24 protein-coding genes are annotated in these 22294 nt (G+C 71.4%); 12 read left to right on the top strand and 12 right to left on the bottom strand.

Annotated elements, in window-relative coordinates; translation table 11 throughout:
• Positions 1-151 precede the first annotated feature (151 nt).
• The gene (locus ABT063_RS08195) at positions 152-1294 is read left to right on the top strand and encodes an acetamidase/formamidase family protein (RefSeq protein WP_351056378.1); all 1143 of its coding nucleotides are present in this window, start codon (positions 152-154) and stop codon (positions 1292-1294) included.
• 213 nt (positions 1295-1507) lie between these two features.
• Here the strand turns inward: ABT063_RS08195 and ABT063_RS08190 are convergent, their stop codons facing one another.
• From ABT063_RS08190 to ABT063_RS08160, 7 genes are all read right to left on the bottom strand, one after another.
• Entirely contained in the window at positions 1508-1786 is a 279-nt protein-coding gene (locus tag ABT063_RS08190; RefSeq protein ID WP_351056377.1) for a hypothetical protein, read from the bottom strand.
• Between the two features lie 146 nt (positions 1787-1932).
• The gene (locus tag ABT063_RS08185) at positions 1933-2202 is read right to left on the bottom strand and encodes a hypothetical protein (protein WP_351056376.1); all 270 of its coding nucleotides are present in this window, start codon (positions 2200-2202) and stop codon (positions 1933-1935) included.
• A gap of 256 nt (positions 2203-2458) precedes the next feature.
• Positions 2459-2737 (bottom strand): hypothetical protein, encoded by a 279-nt coding sequence (locus ABT063_RS08180; RefSeq protein WP_351056375.1) that lies wholly within the window; start codon positions 2735-2737, stop codon positions 2459-2461.
• A 146-nt stretch (positions 2738-2883) separates the two neighbouring features.
• The gene (locus ABT063_RS08175; RefSeq protein ID WP_351056374.1) at positions 2884-3156 is read right to left on the bottom strand and encodes a hypothetical protein; all 273 of its coding nucleotides are present in this window, start codon (positions 3154-3156) and stop codon (positions 2884-2886) included.
• Positions 3157-3399: 243 nt separating this feature from the next.
• Positions 3400-3675 carry a hypothetical protein gene (locus ABT063_RS08170; protein WP_351056373.1) on the bottom strand — a complete coding sequence of 92 codons (276 nt, stop codon included), beginning with the start codon at positions 3673-3675 and terminating at the stop codon, positions 3400-3402.
• 282 nt (positions 3676-3957) lie between these two features.
• Positions 3958-4179 carry a hypothetical protein gene (locus ABT063_RS08165; protein ID WP_351056372.1) on the bottom strand — a complete coding sequence of 74 codons (222 nt, stop codon included), beginning with the start codon at positions 4177-4179 and terminating at the stop codon, positions 3958-3960.
• Positions 4180-4395: 216 nt separating this feature from the next.
• Positions 4396-4620 carry a hypothetical protein gene (locus tag ABT063_RS08160; RefSeq protein WP_351056371.1) on the bottom strand — a complete coding sequence of 75 codons (225 nt, stop codon included), beginning with the start codon at positions 4618-4620 and terminating at the stop codon, positions 4396-4398.
• A 320-nt stretch (positions 4621-4940) separates the two neighbouring features.
• Between ABT063_RS08160 and ABT063_RS08155 the strand changes: the two genes are divergently transcribed.
• Entirely contained in the window at positions 4941-5270 is a 330-nt protein-coding gene (locus ABT063_RS08155; RefSeq protein ID WP_351056370.1) for a chaplin, read from the top strand.
• 71 nt (positions 5271-5341) lie between these two features.
• On the opposite strand, the gene ABT063_RS08150 is transcribed toward ABT063_RS08155, so the two are convergent.
• The 4 genes from ABT063_RS08150 to ABT063_RS08135 all read right to left on the bottom strand — a co-directional run bounded on the left by ABT063_RS08150 (position 5342) and on the right by ABT063_RS08135 (position 8413).
• The gene (locus ABT063_RS08150; RefSeq protein WP_351056369.1) at positions 5342-6208 is read right to left on the bottom strand and encodes a tyrosinase family protein; all 867 of its coding nucleotides are present in this window, start codon (positions 6206-6208) and stop codon (positions 5342-5344) included.
• Positions 6192-6695 (bottom strand): tyrosinase family oxidase copper chaperone, encoded by a 504-nt coding sequence (locus ABT063_RS08145; RefSeq protein ID WP_351056368.1) that lies wholly within the window; start codon positions 6693-6695, stop codon positions 6192-6194. Before ABT063_RS08145 ends, ABT063_RS08150 begins: the two co-directional genes overlap by 17 nt.
• Before the next feature lie 182 nt (positions 6696-6877).
• Entirely contained in the window at positions 6878-7177 is a 300-nt protein-coding gene (locus ABT063_RS08140; RefSeq protein ID WP_351056367.1) for a hypothetical protein, read from the bottom strand.
• Positions 7178-7756: 579 nt separating this feature from the next.
• Positions 7757-8413 carry a hypothetical protein gene (locus ABT063_RS08135; protein WP_351056366.1) on the bottom strand — a complete coding sequence of 219 codons (657 nt, stop codon included), beginning with the start codon at positions 8411-8413 and terminating at the stop codon, positions 7757-7759.
• Positions 8414-8774: 361 nt separating this feature from the next.
• Here ABT063_RS08135 and ABT063_RS08130 point away from each other — a divergent pair, with 361 nt between their 5' ends.
• From ABT063_RS08130 to ABT063_RS08095, 8 genes are read left to right on the top strand one after another with little or no spacing between them, the layout of a single operon-like run.
• The gene (locus tag ABT063_RS08130; RefSeq protein WP_351056365.1) at positions 8775-9860 is read left to right on the top strand and encodes a DUF3344 domain-containing protein; all 1086 of its coding nucleotides are present in this window, start codon (positions 8775-8777) and stop codon (positions 9858-9860) included.
• A 50-nt stretch (positions 9861-9910) separates the two neighbouring features.
• The gene (locus tag ABT063_RS08125) at positions 9911-11200 is read left to right on the top strand and encodes a glycosyltransferase family 4 protein (RefSeq protein ID WP_351056364.1); all 1290 of its coding nucleotides are present in this window, start codon (positions 9911-9913) and stop codon (positions 11198-11200) included.
• The gene (locus ABT063_RS08120; protein ID WP_351056363.1) at positions 11197-12621 is read left to right on the top strand and encodes an exopolysaccharide biosynthesis polyprenyl glycosylphosphotransferase; all 1425 of its coding nucleotides are present in this window, start codon (positions 11197-11199) and stop codon (positions 12619-12621) included. Before ABT063_RS08125 ends, ABT063_RS08120 begins: the two co-directional genes overlap by 4 nt.
• Positions 12622-12626: 5 nt before the next feature.
• On the top strand, positions 12627-13970 hold the full coding sequence (locus ABT063_RS08115; protein WP_351056361.1) for an O-antigen ligase family protein: 1344 nt from the start codon (positions 12627-12629) through the stop codon (positions 13968-13970).
• The gene (murJ, locus tag ABT063_RS08110; protein WP_351056360.1) at positions 13967-15658 is read left to right on the top strand and encodes a murein biosynthesis integral membrane protein MurJ; all 1692 of its coding nucleotides are present in this window, start codon (positions 13967-13969) and stop codon (positions 15656-15658) included. The genes ABT063_RS08115 and murJ overlap by 4 nt, the downstream gene beginning before the upstream one ends.
• Entirely contained in the window at positions 15642-16406 is a 765-nt protein-coding gene (locus tag ABT063_RS08105; RefSeq protein ID WP_351056359.1) for a polysaccharide deacetylase family protein, read from the top strand. The genes murJ and ABT063_RS08105 overlap by 17 nt, the downstream gene beginning before the upstream one ends.
• 1 nt (position 16407) lies before the next feature.
• Positions 16408-17568, top strand: coding sequence for a glycosyltransferase (locus ABT063_RS08100; RefSeq protein ID WP_351056358.1), 1161 nt, complete (start codon positions 16408-16410; stop codon positions 17566-17568).
• Complete coding sequence (locus ABT063_RS08095) at positions 17565-18218, top strand: YveK family protein (protein WP_351056357.1); 654 nt, start codon at positions 17565-17567, stop codon at positions 18216-18218. Before ABT063_RS08100 ends, ABT063_RS08095 begins: the two co-directional genes overlap by 4 nt.
• A 38-nt stretch (positions 18219-18256) precedes the next feature.
• On the opposite strand, the gene ABT063_RS08090 is transcribed toward ABT063_RS08095, so the two are convergent.
• Positions 18257-19480 carry a glycoside hydrolase family 26 protein gene (locus tag ABT063_RS08090; protein WP_351056356.1) on the bottom strand — a complete coding sequence of 408 codons (1224 nt, stop codon included), beginning with the start codon at positions 19478-19480 and terminating at the stop codon, positions 18257-18259.
• Positions 19481-19649: 169 nt separating this feature from the next.
• Between ABT063_RS08090 and ABT063_RS08085 the strand changes: the two genes are divergently transcribed.
• Together ABT063_RS08085 and ABT063_RS08080 are read left to right on the top strand one after the other, a co-directional pair.
• On the top strand, positions 19650-20906 hold the full coding sequence (locus ABT063_RS08085) for a carboxylate--amine ligase (protein WP_351056355.1): 1257 nt from the start codon (positions 19650-19652) through the stop codon (positions 20904-20906).
• Positions 20907-20908: 2 nt separating this feature from the next.
• Complete coding sequence (locus ABT063_RS08080) at positions 20909-22174, top strand: NAD(P)-binding domain-containing protein (RefSeq protein WP_351056354.1); 1266 nt, start codon at positions 20909-20911, stop codon at positions 22172-22174.
• Positions 22175-22294 lie beyond the last annotated feature (120 nt).

Genomic DNA, 22294 nt, shown 5'->3' with positions numbered 1-22294 from the left:
GCCTTGTCGCTGCCTCCCCCTGCCGCAACTTATGCGAGATGCCATGTTGTCATACGAGACAGCGTTACCGCGCGGACCCCCACCGGAAACACCAGGGCAACGGAGCGTTCCTAGCGTCGGGCCAGCCCTTCCACTCCATGAAAGGTGGACCATGACAGCGACCGCCTCGCCCCTCCTCGACGTCGCCGCGACCGGATTCCCGATCCTCCAGCCCGGCCACGGAGCGATCGCGTCGACGACCTACGTCCCGGCCACGCCCGGGAACACCCTGTGGGGTCGCCTTCCGTGCGAGGCGGACGCACCGTGCGCGGTCGTGCGACCGGGCGCCGTCGTCACGGTCGACACGATCAGCCACGAGGGAGTTCTCGAGGACCAGGGCCGCAACCCCGCCCAGTTCTTCAGCCGTTACGGCGTCGGCGGCGGCCATGTGCTCGACGACGCCCAGCAGGTGGCGGACTCCGGCATGCCGCACGACTTCGACGACGACGGACCGCACCTCGTCACCGGGCCGATCGCCGTGGCCGGCGCCCGGCCCGGCGATCTGCTCGCCCTGACCGTCCTCGGCCTCACCCCGCGGGTTCCGTACGGCATGGTCTCCGCACGCCACGGCTTCGGCGCACTCCCCGGCGAGATGCCGTCGCTGCCCGGTCCCGTGTGCACCTTCGCCACGGCACACGCGGATCGCCACGGCGCGTGGGGCCGGATGGCGGTGGATCCGACGGACCCCTCCCGCGGCTCACTGCGCTTCCCGCTGCGGCCGTTCCTCGGCGTGATGGGCGTGGCGGTACCCGGCGACGAGCGGCCGCACTCGGTGCCGCCGGGGCGCCACGGGGGCAACATCGACATCTCCCTGCTCGGCGAGGGCGCCACGCTGTTCCTCCCGGTGCAGGTCGACGACGCGCTGGTCTACTTCGGGGACCCCCACTTCGCCCAGGGCGACGGCGAGGTCGCCCTCACCGCCTTCGAGGCGTCGTTGCGCGCCACCGTCAAGCTCGAGGTCGTACCCGGCGGTGCGGCTCTGCGACCCGGCCACGGCCGCGTCGCCCCGTTCGCCGAGACCGACGACTACTTGGTGCCGATCGGCCTGGACAAGGACCTCAACGAGGCGATGCGCGACTGCGTGCGCTGCGCACTGGACCTGCTCACCACCGACTACGGCATCGAACGCCACCTGGCGATGGCCTACCTCAGCGCGGCAGGCGACTTCGCGGTCTCCCAGGTCGTCGACGACGTGAAGGGCGTCCACGCAAGGATCCGCAAGTCCGACTTCCGCGAGGTCGGCCGACCGCGCTGACCGGCGGACGCACCGAGCCCGTCTCGGTGTGCGGACGAGGTCACCCTCAGCGATCAAGCCGGCCGAGAGACGCTTGTGAGCACGGGAGATACCGCCGCCGCAACAGGGATGGCCGGGACCCGGTATCGGGTCCCGGCCATTCTTCGCTGCGCGGGTGGACTGACGCGCCCGGTGCCGACGTGCACCAGGCGCTTCGGCCGCCTCGGTCCGACGTCAGGACTTCTTGGCGGGGACTACGACGTTGCTGACGCAGGTGACCTCACTGTGTGAAGTCGGGCAGGACTGCGTCGAGTCGTTGACGACGGTGACGTTTCCGCGCTTGTCGGTGGTGAGCTTGTACTTGCTCACGTCCGCGCAGCGAACTTGGCCCTTGCCGTCGTCGACGCACGCGCCGGCGCCTTCATGACCGAAGGCCTGGGCGGCTCCTACACCGATCAGAGCAAAGCTCCCCAGGACTCCCGCTGCCGCTGCGATCTTCTTCGAACTGAGCATCTACCTTTTCCTTTACGGTCGACTCCCCGCGACTGGACGTCGGAGTCGTTCCGGACGCTTGGACCGGCAAAGAAGCCAGGCGGCGGCCTCGGGGCCCGGATACCTGGTTCGAGCCCCGAGGCCTGCCTAGATCACTTGACCGGTGATCACCTGCCGAGGGAGAAGTTCTGCGAGCAGGTCACGGACTTGCGCTCGGTGTTGTCCTGCTCGGCGAAGCCGAGGATGGCGACGTTGATGTTGACGTCGTCGAGGTTGACGAGCCCCTTGGCCGAGCCGCTCTGCTCGCACGACTGGTTCTGCTTGTTGTTGAGCTTGACCTTCTCGTCCCCGTCCGCAGCGTTGCCGACGCCCGCGCCCAGGACGCTGACGCTGCCGAGCATAGCCATGGCGACTGCGGCCTTCTGGTACTTGCGCATTACCTCTCCGTTCTCAAGTGGACACAACCCGTAATGGGTTGGTCACCGACAGTCGCCAACTATAGGCGACGTTTGGTGTGTTTGATGAGCGAAACGCCCAATCACGTAAATTCCCTAAGAAAGGCCACCTAGTTGCGCCGCTGCGCATACGTCGGGCAGTCGCAGCCGGACAGCCACACCCGGCCAATTGCCGCTCCGGCAGCCTCTGTTCGGGGCAAGGGGGCCCCTCTTCACAGACAAAGGGCGGACGAAGGAGTCAGAACTCCGCGCCGGAGATGTCGACGCTGTCGACACAGGTGACCCGGCTGCGCGAAGTCGGACAGGTCTGCGTCGACTCGTTGACGAGGACGGCGCTTCCGCTCTTGTCGAGCTTGTACTTGCTCACCTTCACGCAGCGAACGTTGCCCTTGCCGTCCTCGACACACTTGCCGGGGCCATCAACGGCGAAGGCCTGAGCGCCTCCGACACCCATCAGGGCAAAGCCCCCCAGGACTCCCGCTGCCGCTGCCACTGCGATCTTCTTCGAACCGAGCATCTACCTTTTCCTTTACGGTCGACCCCGCAACCGGGGCGGGGGAGTCGTTCCGGACGCCTGAACCGGCAAAGAAGCCAGGCCGCAGGCCTCGGGGCCCGGACACCTGGTCCGGGCCCCGAAGTCTGCCTAGATCACCTGACCGGTGATCACCTGCCCAGGGAGAGGTTCTGCGAGCAGGTGACGGACTTGCGCTCGCTGTTGTCCTGCTCCGAGTAGCCGAGGAGGGCACCGACGCCAACGTTGACGTCGTCGAGGTTGACGAGCCCCTTCTGCAATTCGTGCGACTCGCACGACTGGTTCTGCTTGTTGTCGAGCTTGAACTTCGCGTCACCGTCCGCAGCGTGGCCGACGCCAGCGCCCAGGAAGCTGACACTGCCGAGCGCGGCCACGACGACAGCGGCCTTCTGGAACTTGCGCATTACTGCTCCGTTCTTCTCCATGTCGACACAACCCGTAGCGGGCCGGTCACTGACAGTCGCCAACTGTAAGTGACCTGTGTGACTCTCGAGGGACGAGACACCCAATCAGTATGTTTCTCGCAAAAAGTCACATTGTGACACTGCCGTGCACGCCTCCCCACCGCAGACGGCAAAGAAGGCACGCAAAAGGCCTCGGGGCCCGGACACATGGTCCGAGCCCCGAGGCCTGTCTGGATCAGCCGATCAGTGGTGCTTGCCGATCTTGAAGCCCTGAGAGCAAGACAGGGACTCCTTCTCGCTGGCATCCTGGGTGGCAAAGCCGAGGATGGCACCGACGTTGACGTTGACGTCGTCGAGCTGGACGAGCCCCTGCTGCGAGTCGTTCATGTCGCACGACTGGTTCTGCTTGTTGTCGAGCTTGAACTTCGCATCCCCGTCCGCAGCGCTGACGCCGGCGCCCAGGAAGCTGACGCTGCCGAGCATGGCCACGACGACTGCGGCCTTCTGGTACTTGCGCATTACCTCTCCGTTTCTCGAGTAGACACAACCCGTGATGGGTTGGTCACCGACAGCCGATAACGTAAGCGGACTTTGCGGCTTTTTCCACACAAAACGCCCAATCGCATAAGTTTCTTGAAAAAATGCATGTCGTGGCGCCGCCGCACGTACGTCGAGTGGCCGAACGGAGGCCGCTGGGTCCGGTCAAGCTGACGCCGCATCATGCACGGCGGCGAACCTGGCCGTTGGGGCTCGGACACCCGGCCCGAGCCCCAAGGTCTGCCTAGATCACCTGACCGGCGATCAGTGGCTCTTGCAGTGCATGACTTCCTTCTCGCTGGCGTCCTGGTTGGCGAGGCCGATGATGGCCACGTTGACGTTGACGTCGTCGAGCTGGATCAGCCCCTGCTGGAAGTCGTTCATGTCGCAGTCGTTGCCGCCCCCCGCGTGGCCGACGCCGGCACCCAGGAAGCTGACACTGCCGAGCATGGCCGCGACGACCGCGGCCCTCTGGTACTTGCGCATTACCTCTCCGTTTCTCGAGTGGACACAGCCCGTGGCGGGCTGATCACCGACAGTCGCAACACTAGGCGACGATTAGGAGTTTTATCTGATGAAACGCCCAATGACGCCGATTTCTTGAAAAGCGTGTCGAAGCGGGCCGTCACGCCCGACCGGTGCCCTGGGGGCTCGGACACCCGACCCGAGCCCCGGGGCCTGCCTAGATCGCCCGGTCAGCGATCAGTGGCCCTTGCAGTGCATGAACTCCTTCTCGCTGGCGTCCTGGTTGGCGACGGCGAGGATGGCCGCGACGTTGACGTTGACGTCGTCGAGCTGGATGAGTCCCTGCTGGAAGTCGTTCATGTCGCAGTCGTTGCCGCCCCCCGCGTGGCCGACGCCGGCACCCAGGAAGCTGACACTGCCGAGCATGGCCGCGACGACCGCGGCCCTCTGGAACTTGCGCATTACCTCTCCGTTTCTCGAGTAGGCACGATCCGTGATGGACCGATCACTGACAGTCGATACTGTAGGTGATCATTTATCCCTTTTATAGGATGAAACGCCCAATGTCGTCGGTTTCTTGAAAAAGTGCACGGTGTGGCGCTGGTGTGCACGCGTCGGATGAGAGCGGCCCTGCGCGGAGGCCACCGCCCGTACGGCGAAGCCGCTGTTCAAAAGGGTGATACCGGGACGATCGTCGTGACCGGTCCGGGACGGTCGCGTTGAACGGGCAGTGCGGTGGCGCGTACTGCTGCCGCACTCACCGAGTCAATAAGGAGAACGTGATGTCTCGCATCGCGAAGGTTGGCGCTGTCGCTCTCGGCACGGGCGCCGTGGTGCTCAGCGGGGCAGGTCTCGCCGTGGCGGAGGCCACCGCCAAGGGCGCGACGGTCGAGTCGGGCGGCCTCGTGTCCGGCAATGTGATCCAGGTCCCGATCCACGCGCCGATCAATGTGTGCGGCAACACCGTCACCGTGTTCGGCGGCCTCAACCCGGCCGTTGGCAACCTCTGCAAGAACGACAGCGACAAGAAGAACGAGAAGAGCGCCGAGAAGAGCGCCGAGAAGACCACGAAGTCCGCGAAGAAGGCGAAGAAGGCCGGCCACGGCCACTGAATGTCTGTCGTCGTGACCCGAAGAGCCCCGGCACCCCGAGCGCCGGGGCTCTTCGCATGATCCGCGTCACCTCACGCGTACCGGTAGATCCGGCCGACGTCCTCCAGCTCGGCCGGCGTCACGTCCCACGGCGGCAGCTTCTGGTGTCGTGCCACGATCCGGCCGTGCTGCTCGTCGCCGGAGCCCGGTGGTGTCGCGGGGAGGTAGCGGGCCCCGCGGTGCCGGCGCTGCCAGCGGTACCACTGCAGGTCGACGAAGGCGTGATGCAGCCAGAAGACGGGGTCGTTGACGGAGGCACCGCCGACCATGGCCCCGCCGACCCAGCGGTGCACCCGGTTGTGGTTGCGCCAGGAGGAGCTGCCCCCGCCGGTGCCCCATCCCTCCAGCTTGTTGCGGAAGCCCTTCCCGGACGTCGAGTCCCAGGGCGGAGCGTCGTAGACGGGATCCTTCAGCGCCCACTCGAGCTCGCTCTTCGTGGGCAGTTCGATCGGGGCGCGGGGGCGGCCGAGGTCCCGGGTGAGGAACGCCCCTTCGGTCACGCCCTCCTTGAGGGTCCAGTTGCCCTCGCGATGGGCGAACGGACCGGTCATCACCCGGTGGTCGGAGGGGCGCCCGTTGCCTCCGAGGAGGTCCGCCGTCCAGGGTGCGGAGGTGGTCGTGCGGTCGCGCGTCCAGTCCCAGTACGGCACGGTCACCGACGAGTCCACCCGGCGCAGCGCGCGCTCCAGTTCGAGCAGGAGCCGGCGGTGCCAGGGCAGGAAGGAGGGCGCCATGTGCGCGGCGCGCAGTCCGCGCTCGCCGTCGGGGGAGAAGTACTCGAGGTGCATCCGCACGAACTCGTCGTACTCGCCCCGTCGTTTGAGCTCAAGCAGCGCCTTGACGAAGCGGCGCTTCTCCGCCCGGGTGAGCGTGCCGGCGTCCTTACGCACGTACGCCATGCCGGTGCCCCATGTGCAGGTGTTCCGTGCCCGCCGGTGCCGGAGCCGGGTCGCGCAGCCGCTGACCGGGACCGAGTTCGTCGACGGCGGCGCGGGCGGCGGCGAGCGGTGTCCGGTACGAGCAGTAGTGGTCGACCATGCTCAGCCAGGTGCCGTCGGCACGGCGCATCAGATGCAGAGGGCGGCCGTCCACGGTGATGTGCCACCGGCCGTCCTCGGCCGCGCCGCGCGCGGGGATCCATACACCGCGGATACGGCGGCCGCCGTAGGTCTCGTCGAAGACGGTGTCACCCGCGGCGTTTCCGGGTCCGGATCCGGGGCGCTTGGGCGGGAAGGCGGCGACCACCGGCGCCAGGGCGGCGGCGAGCGCGCAGGCGGGCAGGCCGCGCGCCACAGCCCGTCGGGTTCTGCCCGCCGGTCCCGGCCGCGCCGGGTCCTGTGCTCCGTCCGCGGCACCCACCGGTACTCCGCCGATGCTGACGACCATGGCCCACTCCTCGTCCGGTTCGGTTGTTCGTAGCCGTAACCGCCGAACGTCCCGCGCGGTCACCGCCGCACGGCCAGTCCAGTGATCACCGATGGTCACCCCGGTGATCACCTGTGTGCATACGAAGGGACGGCCCTCGAACTCCACCGAGGGCCGTCCCTTCGTACAGCACGGTCTCAGCCCTACAGCCACAGATTGCCGTGCACCGGCTTGACGTCGTTCACCACGGTCGCGGCCTCCTTCGCGGAGTGGACCAGCGAGGCGTTGCCGAGGGCGCCCGACCGGGTCAGGCCGGGGACCCTGGTGTTCAGGTCGCCGCTGATGCCGGTGGACGCCAGGTCGGGGGCGCCCTGACCGGCGGACACCACGGGAGCGGGCTGGGGCTGGGGAGCAGGCGCCACGGGAGCGGGCTGCGGGGCAGGCGCCACGGGGGCGGGCTGGGGAGCAGGCGCCACGGGGGCGGGCTGCGGGGCAGGCGCCATGGGAGCAGTCTGCGCGGGGTACGCCATCGGAGCACTCTGCGCGGGGTACGCCATCGGAGCCTGAGGGGCAGGCGCCATGGGAGCAGTCTGCGCGGGGTACGCCATCGGAGCACTCTGCGCGGGGTACGCCATCGGAGCCTGGGGGGCAGGCGCCATGGGAGCAGTCTGCGCGGGGTAGGCCATCGGAGCACTCTGCGCGGGGTACGCCACGTCCGGGGCACTGTGGCCGGTGGGCGCCATGGCCGGGGCCGGGGCGTTATGGGCGACCGCCGGCGTTGCGGTACCAGCAGCGATCAAGGACCCGGCAAAGACAGCGGCAGCCTTAAGGGACTTCATCGTGTTCCTTTCTTCGGCAACGCAAGTCGCCGGAGGGGGGTTCTGTCGCCGTGCCTAACGAGCTGTGGTCGGGGCGGAAACCGGAGTTGCCGAAGATCGCGAGTCCTCATATGAGATCTCAACCAGAAGAAAGTCGGGAGAAAGGCGGAAACAACAACAGTCGTGGTGCCGCCCCCGGAGGCGGCACCACGACTGGACGAGCCGAACGAGTGAGAGTCGTGCCGTACGACGCTCATATGACGCTCACAAGGCCGGACGCAGCACCGTCGTCGACACCGTGGTCCCATCGAGCGTGACGGTCTGCACCGAAGACACCGACGTCGAAGTAGACGTGTCGGACAGCACCGGCAGAACGGACAGGCCGATGTCGAGCAGCTGGTCGAGGAGGCTGTCCACCTCGGTCAGCAGGTCATCGACCGTCGGCAACACCTCGGTGTCGACACCGGAGGTGATCGCCTCCAGGAGGCTGTCGAGGGCCTCCTCCAAGGCGTCCAGTGCGTCACTCGTGTCGTCGGCGGCACTTCGCTCGGACGTCCTGAGCTCGACGGCGGTCCAGGCGGGAGCCGGCAGCAGCACGCCCGTCGCCGGAGCCTTGGCGGCCACCTTGGTCAGAGCGGCCTTCGCGGCGGCTCCCAGTTTCCTGGCCTTTGCGGGGGGCAGTTGCCCGTCGTCCTCCTCGAGCACGGCTTTCAGCAGGTCGGCGACCGGGGTGAGGTCGCCCCCGAGATTCCTGACCAGCGCGAGACGCGCGTCCGCGCCGGGGAGTCGTTCATCGGGCGACGCCACATGGCTGTGCTCGCGGGCCGAGTCGGCCGCCATGGCGGCGGGGCCGGTGATCCCGACCAGGAGGGCGGCGCACAATGCGCTGGACGCGATGCGCCGTGCGGGCAGAGCGCACATGGGGATTCCTTTCGACGGGCGTTGGATCTTGAGCCCACCGTGAGAGCGCCCATGACTTCCCGCAACCGCTCATATGTTTTTCGGGCTCCCGCATTTCCCCCTGTCGCCGCGCCCTGCCTGATCAGACGGTATGTCAGACCGACTGCGCCTCGGCGCCCGTTCGGGGGAACGGCACCGGCCATGACCTTGCCCGACGGACAGCCAGAACTGGTTTCACGATTCCGACACACTTGTCGGGTTTCACCATATTTGTCCGGTTAGCGACTAGGGTTCGGACGTCTCGACGCACCCCTCCAGGCGGACACAGCGCACTCGTACCGCCGCTGCCACCGCCACCTGTTCCGAAAGGGCACCGACGGTCATGCGCCATTCCCTGCGTCCGCTGTTTCGTGGTGTGACCGTGGGCGTCCTCGCCCTCGCGGCGATGTGGGCACCCGGTGGTTTCCCGGCTGCCGTGCCGGCCGCGCCGGCCGCGCCGGAGGCGAGCAGCCTCGCGTTCGCCCAGCGGTACCACGCGCACCAGCACGGCGGCATCGTGCGCGCCGCCAACGCCAGCATCAGCTGCGCGCAGATGGCGGCGCCTTCCTGTTCGGACGTGCGGGCGGGCGGGCGCGGGGTGAACGGCGACTTCGACATGTTCTACACCGACGTCGACCGCGACCCGAACACCTACAACTCCTCCCGCGCGGAGGTCCGCCTGCCGGGCGGCTCCCGGGTGACGTACGCGCGCCTGTACTGGGGCGGCAACCTGCGCGTCGGCGAACAGAAGCCGCCGCAGGACAACGGGCGGGTGCTGATCGCCGAACCCGGCGGGGAGTACAAGGAAGTTCTCGCGGACGCGGTCGTCGGACACCGCGTGGCGGACGGCGCGGACGCCTTCCAGGCCTCGGCGGACGTCACGCGGCTGGTGCGGGAGGGCGGGCCGGGCCTGTACACCGTGGCGCAGGTCAACGTGGCCATGGGCAGGTCGGCGGCCGGGGCGTGGGGCGGCTGGACGCTGGTGGTGGCGTACGAGAACCCGGCGGAGCCGCTGCGGCACCTCGCGCTCTGGGACGGCTTCGCCTCGCTGAGGTCCGGCGCACAGGAGATCCGGGTACAGGGCCTGAACTTCGCCGCGGGTGCGGGGGGCCGCGCGGGCCTGGTGGCGTACAACGGCGACCGCGGCACCCACGGTGACTCGCTCACCCTGACGACCGGGTCCGGCTCCGCCGCCCTCAGCAACAACGCCAACCCGCAGGACGACGTCCTGAACTCCACCATCAGTGAGCCCGGATCGGATCCGCAGCGTGTGCCCGCGTACGCCAACACCCTCGGCTACGACTCCGACGTGTTCGATCTCGGAAGAGGCCTGCAGCAAGCCGGTGACCAGGCGACCTTCCGGCTCCAGTCCCAGCAGGACGCGGCGTGGGCCGGTGTGCTCTTCGTCGCCGTCGACGCCCAGCGGTGAGCCCGTTGCCGCACCCCCCGAGCGCTTTCGCGAGCGAGGAAGCCGCGCATATGCACCTGTCATCCACCGACTCCCGGCCGCGGGTCCTGCACCTCACCCAACCGGTGGACGGCGGGGTCGCGCGCGTCGTGACGGACCTGGCCCGGGCACAGCTGGCGGACGGCCTGGACGTCACCGTGGCCTGCCCCGACAGCGCCCTCGCCGCACGACTGCGGGCGCTCGGCGCGAACGTACGGCCCTGGCCCGCGACGCGGTCGCCGGGGCCGTCGCTCGTGCGGGAGGTACGGCACCTGGCACGGGTGATCGACGAGGTACGCCCCCATCTGGTGCACGCGCACAGCGCGAAGGCCGGGCTCGCCGGGCGGCTCGCGGTGCGCGGGCGGATTCCGACGGTCTTCCAGCCGCACGCCTGGTCGTTCGAGGCGGTCGGCGGAGGCACCGCGGCCCTGGCGCTCAGGTGGGAGCGATTCGGGGCGCGTTGGGCCGCGCGGATGGTGTGTGTGAGCGAGGCGGAACGCGCGACCGGCGTGCACGCCGGGATCACCGGCCGGTGGACCGTCGTCCCCAACGGCATCGATCCCGAGCGCTTCCACCCGGCCGACGCCACCGCCGTACGAGCCGGGCTCGCACCGCTCACCGGCATCCCCCGGGCAGCGCCGCTCGCCGTCTGCGTGGGGCGGCTGTGCCGGCAGAAGGGGCAGGACGTCCTGCTGCGGGCGTGGGACGCCGTCGCGCGCCGGGTGCCCGACGCCCGCCTCGTCCTGGTCGGCGACGGACCGGACCGCGACCGGCTGCGCGAAGTCGCCCCGGAGTCCGTGCTGTTCGCGGGAGCCGTCACCGACGCCTCCCCCTGGTACCAGGCCGCCGACCTCGTCGTCCTGCCGTCCCGCTGGGAGGGCATGGCGCTGGCCCCGCTGGAGGCGATGGCGTGCGGGCGGCCCGTGGTGGTCACGGACGTCGACGGCGCCCGCGAGAGCCTGCCGCCCTCCTTCGCCGCCCGGTGCCTGGTCCCGCCGGAGAACCCGGCGGTGCTGGCCGAGGCCGTCACCGAGCTGCTGCTCGATCCGCTGCTGCGCGAGTCGCTCGGCAACCGGGGCCGCCGGCACGTGCTGTCCACCCACGACGTACGGCACACCGCCGAGGCGTTCGCGGACGTCTACCGCGATCTGCTCGGCACACGGCCCGCCACCGACGGTGCGCGCCCGTCCCGAGCGGTCGAGCCCGCCGAGGCCCGCCGCGCCGAGCGCGGTCGGCCGCTCGACACGGGCCGTGGCGCCGAGGCGAACCAGACAACACAGCGTGTCGAGCCCACAGAGCACAGGGAGTCGATCCACTCGTGACCGCCGAACATACCGTCCCCTCCCCCGGCGTTCAGCCACGGGAGAACAGATTCTCAGCAGTCTCGGTCATGCCGCCGCGCGGCACCGCCACCGGTTTCCGGTTCCCCGCCCCGCGACGCCCGACCCGGTCGGCCTCACCGTTCCCGATGCTCGTCGCGGACGGTGTCGCCGCCCTGTTGGGCACGCTGGCACTCGCCGGGGAACAGCGCCACCCGCTGTACATCGCCCTGCTGATCGTCGTATCGCTGCTGCTGCGCCCGCGCGACCGCCGGCCACCGGTGCCGGGGCTGCTGGAGGAACTGCCCGCCGTGTGCGGCCGTATCGCCGTGGCCTGGCTGGCGGTCTCGGCGCTCCTGGCGGCGTACCGGCCGGAGCACGCGTTGTCCGTGAGCACCGTGCTGACCGGCCTCGCCCTGCAGGCGGCCGCGGGCTGTGTGCTGCGCGGAGCCGTGCACGGGCGGCGGCAGGCCGCACTGCTGCGCCACCCGCACACCGCGCTCGTCATCGGCCCGGTGGCGACCGCGCAGCGCGTGGCCGCCGCCGTGCTGCGCCATCCGCGGTGCGGCGTGCGGCCGGTGGGGATCGTCGCCGAGCAGCCGGACGGCGGCGGCCTGCCGGTGCTGACGACCGGCGAGGAGGTCGAGCGTGCGGTCATCCAGAACGGGGTGCGGGCGGTGCTGGCCGTTCACCCCTCCGTACGCGCCGAACAGGGGCCGCTGCTGCGGGCGCTGGCCGAGTCGGGCTGCGTGGTCTGGGAGGTCGACGCCGACTCCCCGTCGTACGCGACGCGGGAGCGGCTGGCCGGGTTCTCCTGCCGGCGTCTGGACATGTCGGCGGCGCGCCGCGGCGGCGCGGGCAAGCGGGCGCTCGACATCCTCGTGTCGGGGACGCTGTTGCTGCTGGTCAGCCCGCTGCTGCTGGCGTGCGCGGTGACGCTGCGGATCAGCGACGGGCCGGGTGTGGTGTTCCGGCAGGAGCGCATCGGCAGGAACGGAAAACCGTTCACGCTGCTGAAGTTCCGTACGCACCGCCCGGTCGACGAGCACGAGTCGGCGACCCGGTGGAGCGTGGCGAACGAGCACGAGATGCGCTGGTTCTGCCGGATGTTGCGGCGCACCTCGCTCGACGAGCTGCTCCAGCTGTGGAACGTGCTCCGGGGCGACATGAGCCTGGTCGGACCGCGGCCCGAACGCCCCTACTTCGTCGGGCAGTTCAGCCAGACCTACCCCGGTTACGCGGCCCGCCACCGGATGCGGACCGGCATCACCGGCCTCGCCCAGATCCACGGGCTGCGCGGCGACACCTCGATCGAGGACCGCTGCCGGTTCGACAACGCCTACATCGACGACTGGTCGCTGTGGCAGGACATCTGCGTCCTGCTGCGCACCGCGGCCACGCTGGTGCGTCCGACGGGGAGCTGACAGACGTGAGCCACGCCCTGACAACGCTCCCGCGCCGGGCCGCCGCGCTGACGCCGGTCCTGCCCGTGGTGGCCGTGCCCGTCCTGCTGGCCCTGCCGCTGACGCCGGACGGCGCGGGGCCCGCCGACGTGGTCTCAGGGCTGGTGGTGGTGTACTGCGTGATCCGTCTCCTGCGTGAACGGCGGCGCCCGCTGTCGCCCGCCGCGGCCGTGGTGCTGGGCCTGCCGGTCGTGGGGCTGGCGCTCGCCGCCGTGGGGGCGTCCTCGCCGGAGGCCGGGCTCGCCGGCCTGGGCCGCTATCTGCAGGTGTTCGTGCTCGTCCCGGCGGCCGTGCTGCTGCTGCTCCGCGACCGGGCCGACTTCCGGCTGCTGGCCTGGTCGTTCGTGGGGCTCGGGCTGAGTCAGGGCGCCCTCGGCGTGCACCAGTACGTCACCCGGACCGGCGCCTCCTACCAGGGCGAGAACATCCGGGCGGTCGGCACCTTCGGGCCGCACGACGTGATGGGCATGGCGACGGCGGTCTCCCTCGGCCTGGTGTGCGCGGTCGGGATCGCGCTGGGCCCGGCGTCGGTACGGCAGCGGGCGACCGCCGCCGGGTGCGCTCTGGCGCTGCTGGCGCCGCTCACGCTCTCCTTCAGCCGGGGCGCCTGGATCGCGACCGCCCTGACCTGCGCCGTGCAGCTGGCGCTGGCCGGGCTGCGGCGCGCGCTGAAGGTGGCCGCGGCCGTGGCCGCCACGGGCGTGGTCCTGGTGGGCGGGTTCGGCGTCGGCACGGAGCTGCTGCAGCAGCGGATCGACAGCATCACGCGGGTCACGGACGCCCCCGACCAGTCCGTCGTCGACCGGTACACCCTGTGGGCGTCCGCCACCGACATGTGGCGCCAACACCCCCTGACCGGCGTCGGGTTGAAGGGCTTTCCCGAGTACCGGGACGGGCACGCCACCCTGGCGCTGTCGTCCGCCAGCGACATCGACGGCGCGGGAGTGACGTATGACAGGCAGCCGCTGCTGTCGCCGCACAACATGTACTTGCTGGTGCTGAGCGAGCAGGGCCTGATCGGGGTGCTCGGGCTCGTCGGGAGCTGGCTGGCGCTGCTGGTGTGCGGACTGCGCAGGCTGCTGCGCGTCCGCGACCGCAGGCCGGGACTCGACTGCGCGCTCGTCGCCTGCGGGCTGCTGGTCTGGGTGCTGACCGACTTCATGTACGGAGACATCGGCGGCCCCTCGACCGTGCTGACCGCGGTGGGCCTGGGGCTCGTGGCGTGGTGGGCGCTGGCCGGCGACGAGCGGGTGGACGTCATGCCGCGGAGCGGGGCGCCGGAGCGCGTCGAGGAGGCCCTGGCGCGATGACGGTGGTGCCTTCGCAACCCCCCGGATCGGAAAAGGACGCCGCGGCGACCGTACCCGCGGCGCGTGCCGCCACCATGGCAGGGGACGGCGCCGAACCGGCCTCGGCCTCCCGGAAGTTCCTCGCCAGGGCCGCGCTCGTCACGGCGTCGCTGTCCATCGTCGCCTCCCTGCTCGGCCTGGTGCGCGACCAGGCGCTGGCGCGGCTGTTCGGTGCCGGGAGCGACACGGACGCCTTCCTGGTCGCGTGGACCGTGCCGGAGTTCGCCGCCACGCTGCTCATCGAGGACGGGCTGGCGTTGGTGCTGATCCCGGCGTTCAGCATGGCGCTGGCCCGCCGCGCCCGGGGCGCTCAGGGCGACCCGGTCCGCGCCCTGGTCGCCGCCACCCTGCCCCGCCTGTGCCTCGCCTTCGCCGCGGTGGCCGCGCTGGTCGCCGGCACGGCTCCCTACCTGGTCCGAGCCCTCGCGCCCGGCCTGCCCGACCTCCGACTCGCCGCCGACTGCACCCGGCTCACGGCGACCTGCGTGCTGACCTTCGGGCTCGCCGGGTACTGCAGCGCCGCTCTGCGGGCCCACCGCCGCTTCCTCGCGCCCGCGGCGATCTACATCGCCTACAACACCGGCATCATCGCCGCGATGTTCCTGTTCGGCGACCGCTGGGGCGTGCGCTCCGCCGCGGTCGGGGTCGCGGCGGGGGGCTGCCTGATGGTGGCGGTGCAACTGCCGTCGCTGTGGCGGCAACTGGTGTCGCGCCGGCCCGCCCTCGGCGGGGCGGCCGGGGCCGGAGTCGAGGCACGGACGATGCAACTCGCCCTGGTCGCCGCCGTGCTCCTGTTCGCCCTGTGCCGCCAGTCGCAGGTCCTCGTCGAACGCTTCCTCGCCTCCACCCTGCCCTCCGGGGCCATCTCGCACCTGAACTACGCGCAGAAGGTCGCCCAGATCCCGATGACGCTGTCGCTGATGGTGTGCACCGTGACCTTCCCGGTGGTGGCGCGGGCGCTCGCGGACGGCGACACCGAACGGGCCCGCAGCCGCGTGGAGCGGGATCTGTCGCTGGCCTCCTGTCTGGTGCTGCTGGGCATGTGCGCGGTGATCGCCTGTGCCCCGCAGATGATCGAACTGCTCTTCCAGCGGGGTGCGTTCACCGCGAGCGACACCGCGGCGACGGCGGACGTCATGCGTGTGTACGCCCTCGGGCTGCTGGGCCAGACCCTGGTGGGCGCCCTGGTCCGCTCGTACTTCTCGGCGGGCCGGCCCACCTGGTACCCCTTCGGTGCGATGACCGCGGGCATCGCCGTGACGTCCCTGATCGGCGCCGCGACCGTGCGCGCCTGGGGCGTCGAGGGGATCGCCGCCGCCAACGCCCTCGGCATCACCGTCACGGCCGCCCTGATGCTCGCCGGCCTGCGCACGGAGCGACCGAACAGCCCCTACGGCGTCTCGATCCGCCTCCGGCAGGTACTGGCCGAGCTGAGCCGGCCCGTGTGCGCCGCGGTCGTCGCCACCGTCGCCGGGGCGTTCGTCGCCGGCCGGCTTCCGTCCCCGGAGGCCGGCCTCGTGCTCGGCTGCGTGACCGTGACCGTCGTTTTCGTCCCGCTCTCCTGGGCCCTGGGCGCCCAGGGCTCCCCGTCCGCACTGCGCTCCGTACGCACACTCACACGAAGGCTCACACATGGTCGCTTCCGTTGATTCCGTCGGCACCGGCAGACCCCCCGCCCCGCGCCCGGGCCCGGTCCCATGGGTGGCGATGTACCACTCGGTGGGCGACTGCTCGGACGATCCGTACCGCATCACGGTCACGCCGGAACGGCTCGAGAGGCAGCTGGCCTGGATGCGCCGGCGCGGGCTGCGGGGCGTGTCCGTGGCCAAGCTGCTCGCCGCCCGCGCCCGGGGCGAGGGGCGGCGCATGGTCGGGCTCACCTTCGACGACGGGTACGCCGACTTCGTCACCGACGCCCTGCCGCTGCTGCGCCGCTGGAACTGCGGCGCCACCCTCTTCGTGCTGCCCGGCCGGCTCGGCGGCGACAACGCCTGGGACCCGCTCGGCCCGCGCAAGCCGCTGCTGACCGCGGACGGCATCCGGCACGCGGCCGCCGAGGGCGTGGAGATCGGCTCGCACGGGCTGACGCACGTCGACCTCACCAAGGCGGACGACCTCACCCTGAAGACCGAGGTCGCCGAAAGCCGAGCCCTGCTCACGGAGTTGACCGGCACCCGGGTCGACGGTTTCTGCTACCCGTACGGCACGGTCGACGCCCGCGCCGTCGAGGCCGTACGGGAAGCGGGATACGCCTACGCCTGCGCCATCGACCCCGGCCCGCTGACCGGTCCGCACGCCCTTCCGCGTGTGCACGTCGGCCAGAACGACACGGCCTGGCGCCTGCACCTCAAGCACCGTCTGCACCGGCTGCGCCGGCGCCCGGTGGAGGGCCTGTGAGATGAGGGCTCTGCACATCATCACCGGCCTCGGCGTCGGCGGGGCCGAGCAGCAACTGCGCCTGCTGCTGCGTCATCTGCCCGTCGACTGCGACGTCGTGACGCTCACCAACCCCGGTGCGGTCGCCGAGGGGCTCACCGCCGACGGCGTCCGCGTCGTACATCTCGGCATGGGCGGCAACCGCGACCTGGCGGCGCTCCCGCGCCTGGTCCGGCTGATCCGGGCCGGCGGCTACGACCTGGTGCACACGCACTTGTACCGGGCCTGCGTCTACGGCCGGCTCGCCGCACGCCTCGCCGGGGTCCGCGCGGTCGTCGCCACCGAACACTCCCTGGGCGACTCGCAGATGGAGGGCCGCAGGCTGACGGCAGGGGTGCGTGCGCTGTACCTCGCCAGCGAGCGGCTCGGTTCGGCGACGGTCGCCGTCTCCTCGGCGGTGGCCGAGCGTCTGAAGCGCTGGGGCGTGCCCGCGCCCCGCATCGAGGTCGTCCCGAACGGCATCGACCTCGACCGCTTCCGCTTCGACCCGGAGCGGCGCGAGCGCACCCGCCGGCGCCTCGGCCTGCCGGAGGGCGCGTGGGTCGTCGGGGGCGTCGGCCGGCTCGCCCGGGGCAAGCGGTTCGACGTCCTCGTCCACGCGCTCACCCGGCTCCCGGAGGACCACTGGCTGCTGCTGGTGGGCGGCGGCCCCGAGGAGCACGTCCTGCGCCGCACGGCGCACGAGGCGGGCGTGGCCGACCGCGTCCTGTTCACCGGCGAACGTCCCTACGTCGCCGACGGCTCCCCCGGCCCCGACCTGCCCTCGCTCACCGCCGCGATGGACCTGCTCGCGTCCCCGTCCCCGGAGGAGGCCTTCGGCCTGGCGGCCGTGGAGGCGCTGGCCTCGGGCCTGCCCGTGCTCTACGCCTCCTGCCCGGCGATCGAGGACCTGCCGTCGGCCGCCGCCGGCGCCCGGCGTGTGCGCGGCGGCCACGAAGCGTACGCCCGCGCGATCGCCGAGGTCCGCGCGGCGGGTCCCCGGCCGCGCACGGCACCGGAGGCCGCGCACCGCCACAGCATCACCCGCAGCGCGGCGCGCCTGATGGACGTGTACGCGGCTGCGGTCTCCGGTTCGCCTTCGTCCCTCTCACCTCTGTCACCTCTGGGAGCCAGCCCGTCATGACCGACACCCCGACCCGTCAGCGCCGTCTGTCCCTGGCCCGTGTCAGGAGGCTGCCGTCCTGGTCCGTGCTCGCGGCCGGCACCCTCGTCGGGGGCCTGCTGGGCGGCGCGTACGGCGTGCTCACACCCCCGACGTACACGGCCACCAGCTACGTCATCGCCGTACCGACCGCGAAGTCCAGCCCCGGCCCGGACTCCGCCCTCGGTTTCGCGCAGGCGTACGGCCGGGTCGCCACGCAGCTCGCGGTGCTCGGGGACGCGCAGGTGTGGGCGGGCGTGCCGGTGCGCACACTGCGGCACAGCGTGCGCACGGCGACCTCGCCGGACGCGCCGATGGTCGCCGTCTCGGCCACCTCCGCGCGCCCCGGCCTCGCCGTCGACATGGCCAACGCGGTCTCCCGCGCGCTGACCCGGCACGCGGACGACACCAGCGGCAACACCCAGGTCCGGCTCGTGCAGTTCTCGCGGGCGGTGAAGCCGACCGAGCCGACGTCCGCGTCATCGACGGTGACCGCTCTGGTGGGCACGAGCGCGGGCGGGCTGCTGGGCGGTCTGGCCCTGCTGGCGCGGCCGAGGAAGCCCGGCCAGGACGACGATCCCGTCCCCGCCGCGTCGGTGCCCGGCCCGGCCACCGCCGCCGATGTGCGATGACGGCGGTGGCCGGGCCGGGCGGTGCGCCGACGGGTGCGCTACGACCAGTCGAAGCGGAAGCAGAGCTGCCCGCCGAGCCAGTACTCCACCCAGCTGCCCAGTTCCAGCGGCGTGCAGTCCGCCGGGGGCGTCGGTGGGGTGGGCGTGGTCGGGTTCGGTGTGGGGGTCGGGGTCGGGGTCGCCTCGTCGGTGCGGCCGAGGAGGGCGGACCGGTAGAGGTGGGACGACTTGGGGTTGGCCCCGCACTGCCAGACACCGTGCGGGCAGTAGTCGGTCAGCGTGTTGTAGAGCGGCCTGTGCTCCTCGATCCACTCGAGCATGCGCCGCATGTACTCGGGATTGTCACCGTTGCGGAAGAGTCCCCATTCCGGATACGAGATGGGTTTGCCGTGGGCCTTCGCGAAATCCACATGTGCCTGCAGCCCGTAGGGCTCTTTCACCTGCTCGTCGAAGGACATCCCGGCCGGCTGGTCGTAGGAATCCATGCCGATGACGTCGACCGTGTCGTCTCCCGGATAGCACTTCGTCCAGGGAATGGCGTCCCGGCCGCGGGTCGGCGTGAAATCGAACCGGAACTTCTGGCCCGGCACCGAACGCATGGTGGTGACGATCCTGTTCCAGTACTTCTTCCAGGCCTCCGGGTCCGGCCCGCAGCGATGGGTGTACGTGGTGCCGTTCATCTCCCAGCCGAGCACGAGGACCGTGTCCGGCACCTTCAGCTCCACCAGCCGCTCGGCGAGGGCACGGAAGTGATGATCGAACTTCCCGGCCGCGCCCTGCCGCACCAGCTGCCGGACCTCCTCGTCGGAGACACCCTCCTCGTTGCGCTCCTGCATGGGGACGTTGAGGACGAGCGTCCGGTCGGCCTTCTCGTTGCGCCAGTGCGCCCACACGTCGAGGAACCCGGGGGCACCCTCGATGTCGCTCCAGCGGTGGCCGGGCAGATAGGTGTGGCCGACGCGGAGCTCGGCACCGCCCAGCCACTGGCTGAACAGTGCCATGCGGGTCACGCCCCGGGCGTCGGACTTGAGGAAGGCTCCGAAGGCCGGGACCTCCTTGCCCGGTGCCTGGCCCGGCACCGGGCTGGTCGCCGGGCTGGTCGCCGGGGCCGGCACCGGGGTCGGCACCGGAGGGCGAGCATCGTCGGGTGGCACCACGTCCACCCCCGCCGGGAGACCGGACACCAGGGCGACCGACGCGGCGACCGCCACCGCGCCCGCGGCCAGCCAGCCGACCCGGACCCGCTTGTGCTGTGGGGCCATGCCTGCTCCTTTCTTCGCTCTCGTCCGGCCTTCTGCCTCAGTTCTGCTTATTGACGAGCAGTCATATGAAGTCAGGCACAGAAAAGCCAATGGCGCCATTGCCGTTGGGGCTTTCGAGTGCTGCGCTCGCCCGTGCGGGTGAGCCGATCCGAAAGAAGGAGGAGAATTCGTGTCGCTTCTTGACACCCGCGTCCCCGCCGTTTTGCTGCGGATCGACCGGAATCCCTTTCACCACGGAACGCTGGGGGCCGTGCGTTCGCTCGGCAGGGCGGGAGTGGAGGTGCATGTCGTCGCCGATTCGGCGAGAAGTCCCGTCCACACGTCACGTTACGTACGTCAGATGCATCCCCCGCCGCCCCCGGGAGCGTCCCCGGAGGACATCCTCGCCGTGCTGCGCCGCGTGGCCGAGCGGATCGCGCGTCCCGCCGTCCTGGTCCCGCTGGACGACGCGAGCGCGATCGCCGTGGGCCGGACGCGGGACGAACTCGCCCCCTCCTACCTGCTGCCGACGATGCCGGGCACGCTGGCCGAACGCGTCGCCGACAAGGCGGAACTGGCCGCCGTGTGCGCGTCCGCGGGCGTCCCGCACCCGGTGACGCTGGTCCCGGACAGTCCGGCGCGGGTCGCCGACGACGTACGGCGGCTCGGGCTGCCGCTGGTGGCGAAGTGGAGCCGGCCCTGGCTGCTGCCCGCCGGCGGCGGGCTGCGCAGCACGGTGCTGGTGCACTCCGTACCGCAGGCCCAGGAGCTGTACCAGCGCACCGAGGAGGCGGGCAGCCGACTGCTGCTGCAGGCGTACCTGCCACCGGGAGAGAACCGGGACTGGTTCTTCCACGGCTACGCCGACCACTCGGGCGCCGTGCGCGCGGGCGGGCCGGGCCGCAAGCAGCTGGCCTGGCCGCGGGGAGCGGGACTGACCGCGGTGGGCTGCTGGACCCCCAACACGCAGGTGCAGGCGCTGGCCGAGCGGCTCGCCGGCGAGCTGGGCTACCGCGGCATCTTCGACCTCGACTTCCGCCGCTGCGGCTCGACGGGCCACTACCACCTGCTCGACTTCAACCCGCGCCCCGGCGCCCAGTTCCGGCTCTTCGCGGACAGCGCGGGGCTGGACGTCGTACGGGCCCTGCACCTGGACCTGACGGGCCGCCCGCTGCCGGACGGGACCCCGAGGGTCGGACGGGCGTTCGTGGTGGAGAACTACGCGCCGCTCGCCGCCCTGCGTCCGGCGCCGAGCGGGCGCGAACTGGCCTGGTACGCCCCGGACGACCGCGTTCCCGGATGGGCGATGTGGGCCATGTGGTGCCGTCATGTGTCCCAGCGGCTGCGGGAGCGGTTGGGCACGACGACGGCGGCGGCGTCGGCGCCACGCCTGATCCCCCGGGCGACCTCGCCCTCCTTTACCGACAACGAGAAAGCGAGCAGTTGACGATGTACGACCTTCTGGTGGTGGGCGCAGGCCCGTACGGCCTGTCGATCGCGTCCCACGCCGCGGCCGCCGGGCTGAATCTGCGCGTGTTCGGCCGGCCCATGGCGTCCTGGCGGGACAACATGCCCCGCGGCATGTTCCTGAAGTCGGAGCCATGGGCGTCCAACCTCTCCGATCCGGACGGGCGCTGGCGCCTGGACGCCTACTGCGCGGAGCAGGGCCTGACAGCACGTCACGCGAAGCCGATTCCGGTCGAGGCGTTCGCGGCGTACGGCCTGTGGTTCGCGCGCCACGCCGTACCGGAGGTGGACGAGCGCGTCGTGACCCGCGTGGCGCCCGGCCCCGGCGGTTTCGCGGTGGTCACCGAGGACGGGGAGGAGCTGCAGGCACGGACGGTGGCGCTGGCGGTCGGTGTGATGCCGTTCGTCGAGGTACCGCCGACCCTGCGCGGGCTGCACCCCGCGCTGGTGACGCACAGCAGCCACCACAGCGACCTGGACCGCTTCCGCGGCAAGGACGTCACGGTCATCGGCGGTGGCCAGGCGGCCCTGGAGACCGCGGCGCTGCTCGCCGAACAGGGCACGCGCGTACGGGTGCTGGCGCGGGCGGAGCGGCTGCGGTGGAACGATGTGCCGCCGCCCTGGGAACGCCCCTGGTGGCAGTCGGTTCGCTCTCCGCACAGCGGGCTCGGCCCCGGCTGGCGGAACTGGTTCTACTCCGAGCGCCCCGGCCTCTTCCGGCGTCTGCCGGAACCGACCCGGGCACGCATCGCGACCACGGCACTGGGGCCGGCGGGCGCGTGGTGGGTGCGGGACCGGGTGGAGGGCGTGGTGGAGCTGCTGCCGGGTCACGAGGTCGCCGCGGCCTGTGCGGTGCCGGGCGGCGTACGGCTGGACACGGTGAGCCGCGAGGGCGCCCTGCGCACCGTGGAGACCGAACACGTCATCGCCGCCACGGGGTTCCGGGCGCGCTGCGACCGGCTCGGACTGCTCTCCCCTGAGCTGCGCGGGACGATGGCGGCACTGCCCGACGGCTCCCCGGCGGTCGGGCGCACCTTCGAGTCCTCCCACCCCGGCCTGTTCCTCGCGGGCCTGGTGACCGCCTCCGGCTTCGGCCCGGCCATGCGCTTCGTCCAGGGCGCGACCTTCACGGCGGCGACCCTCGTGCGAGGGGTACGGCGCCGGCTCGGGACGATCCCGGCGGGCGGGACGGTCCCCGCCCCCGGGGGCAGCAGCCGCGACGAGTCGCCGTCGCCGGTGCGCCGCTGACGGAGAACCCCGCGCGGCCGCCTCGCGGCCGCGAACGGGCGGGCCGCTGACGGAGCAAGTCGTCAGCGGCCCGCCCGTGTGATGGTCGTGCGTGTTGGCCGGTGTGGGGGCGGGTGCCGG

The organism is Streptomyces sp. NPDC002838 (assembly GCF_040295365.1).
In the GTDB taxonomy this organism is placed as follows: domain Bacteria; phylum Actinomycetota; class Actinomycetes; order Streptomycetales; family Streptomycetaceae; genus Streptomyces.
The sequence above is the reverse complement of the archived record's forward strand: the minus strand, read 5'-3'. Positions and strand labels throughout refer to the sequence as shown.

Bases quoted from the DNA above. Each gene is read 5' to 3' on its own strand.
- ABT063_RS08130 (WP_351056365.1), top strand. From the start codon at position 8,775: ATGCGCCATTCCCTGCGTCCGCTGTTTCGTGGTGTGACCGTGGGCGTC.
- ABT063_RS08100 (WP_351056358.1), top strand. From the start codon at position 16,408: ATGAGGGCTCTGCACATCATCACCGGCCTCGGCGTCGGCGGGGCCGAG.
- ABT063_RS08090 (WP_351056356.1), bottom strand. From the start codon at position 19,480: ATGGCCCCACAGCACAAGCGGGTCCGGGTCGGCTGGCTGGCCGCGGGC.
- murJ (WP_351056360.1), top strand. From the start codon at position 13,967: ATGACGGTGGTGCCTTCGCAACCCCCCGGATCGGAAAAGGACGCCGCG.
- ABT063_RS08135 (WP_351056366.1), bottom strand. From the start codon at position 8,413: ATGTGCGCTCTGCCCGCACGGCGCATCGCGTCCAGCGCATTGTGCGCC.
- ABT063_RS08080 (WP_351056354.1), top strand. From the start codon at position 20,909: ATGTACGACCTTCTGGTGGTGGGCGCAGGCCCGTACGGCCTGTCGATC.
- ABT063_RS08155 (WP_351056370.1), top strand. From the start codon at position 4,941: ATGTCTCGCATCGCGAAGGTTGGCGCTGTCGCTCTCGGCACGGGCGCC.
- ABT063_RS08105 (WP_351056359.1), top strand. From the start codon at position 15,642: ATGGTCGCTTCCGTTGATTCCGTCGGCACCGGCAGACCCCCCGCCCCG.
- ABT063_RS08185 (WP_351056376.1), bottom strand. From the start codon at position 2,202: ATGCGCAAGTACCAGAAGGCCGCAGTCGCCATGGCTATGCTCGGCAGC.
- ABT063_RS08125 (WP_351056364.1), top strand. From the start codon at position 9,911: ATGCACCTGTCATCCACCGACTCCCGGCCGCGGGTCCTGCACCTCACC.
- ABT063_RS08165 (WP_351056372.1), bottom strand. From the start codon at position 4,179: ATGCGCAAGTACCAGAGGGCCGCGGTCGTCGCGGCCATGCTCGGCAGT.
- ABT063_RS08180 (WP_351056375.1), bottom strand. From the start codon at position 2,737: ATGCTCGGTTCGAAGAAGATCGCAGTGGCAGCGGCAGCGGGAGTCCTG.
- ABT063_RS08150 (WP_351056369.1), bottom strand. From the start codon at position 6,208: ATGGCGTACGTGCGTAAGGACGCCGGCACGCTCACCCGGGCGGAGAAG.
- ABT063_RS08170 (WP_351056373.1), bottom strand. From the start codon at position 3,675: ATGCGCAAGTACCAGAAGGCCGCAGTCGTCGTGGCCATGCTCGGCAGC.
- ABT063_RS08190 (WP_351056377.1), bottom strand. From the start codon at position 1,786: ATGCTCAGTTCGAAGAAGATCGCAGCGGCAGCGGGAGTCCTGGGGAGC.
- ABT063_RS08160 (WP_351056371.1), bottom strand. From the start codon at position 4,620: ATGCGCAAGTTCCAGAGGGCCGCGGTCGTCGCGGCCATGCTCGGCAGT.
- ABT063_RS08175 (WP_351056374.1), bottom strand. From the start codon at position 3,156: ATGCGCAAGTTCCAGAAGGCCGCTGTCGTCGTGGCCGCGCTCGGCAGT.
- ABT063_RS08195 (WP_351056378.1), top strand. From the start codon at position 152: ATGACAGCGACCGCCTCGCCCCTCCTCGACGTCGCCGCGACCGGATTC.
- ABT063_RS08140 (WP_351056367.1), bottom strand. From the start codon at position 7,177: ATGGCGCCTGCCCCGCAGCCCGCCCCCGTGGCGCCTGCTCCCCAGCCC.
- ABT063_RS08095 (WP_351056357.1), top strand. From the start codon at position 17,565: ATGACCGACACCCCGACCCGTCAGCGCCGTCTGTCCCTGGCCCGTGTC.
- ABT063_RS08145 (WP_351056368.1), bottom strand. From the start codon at position 6,695: ATGGTCGTCAGCATCGGCGGAGTACCGGTGGGTGCCGCGGACGGAGCA.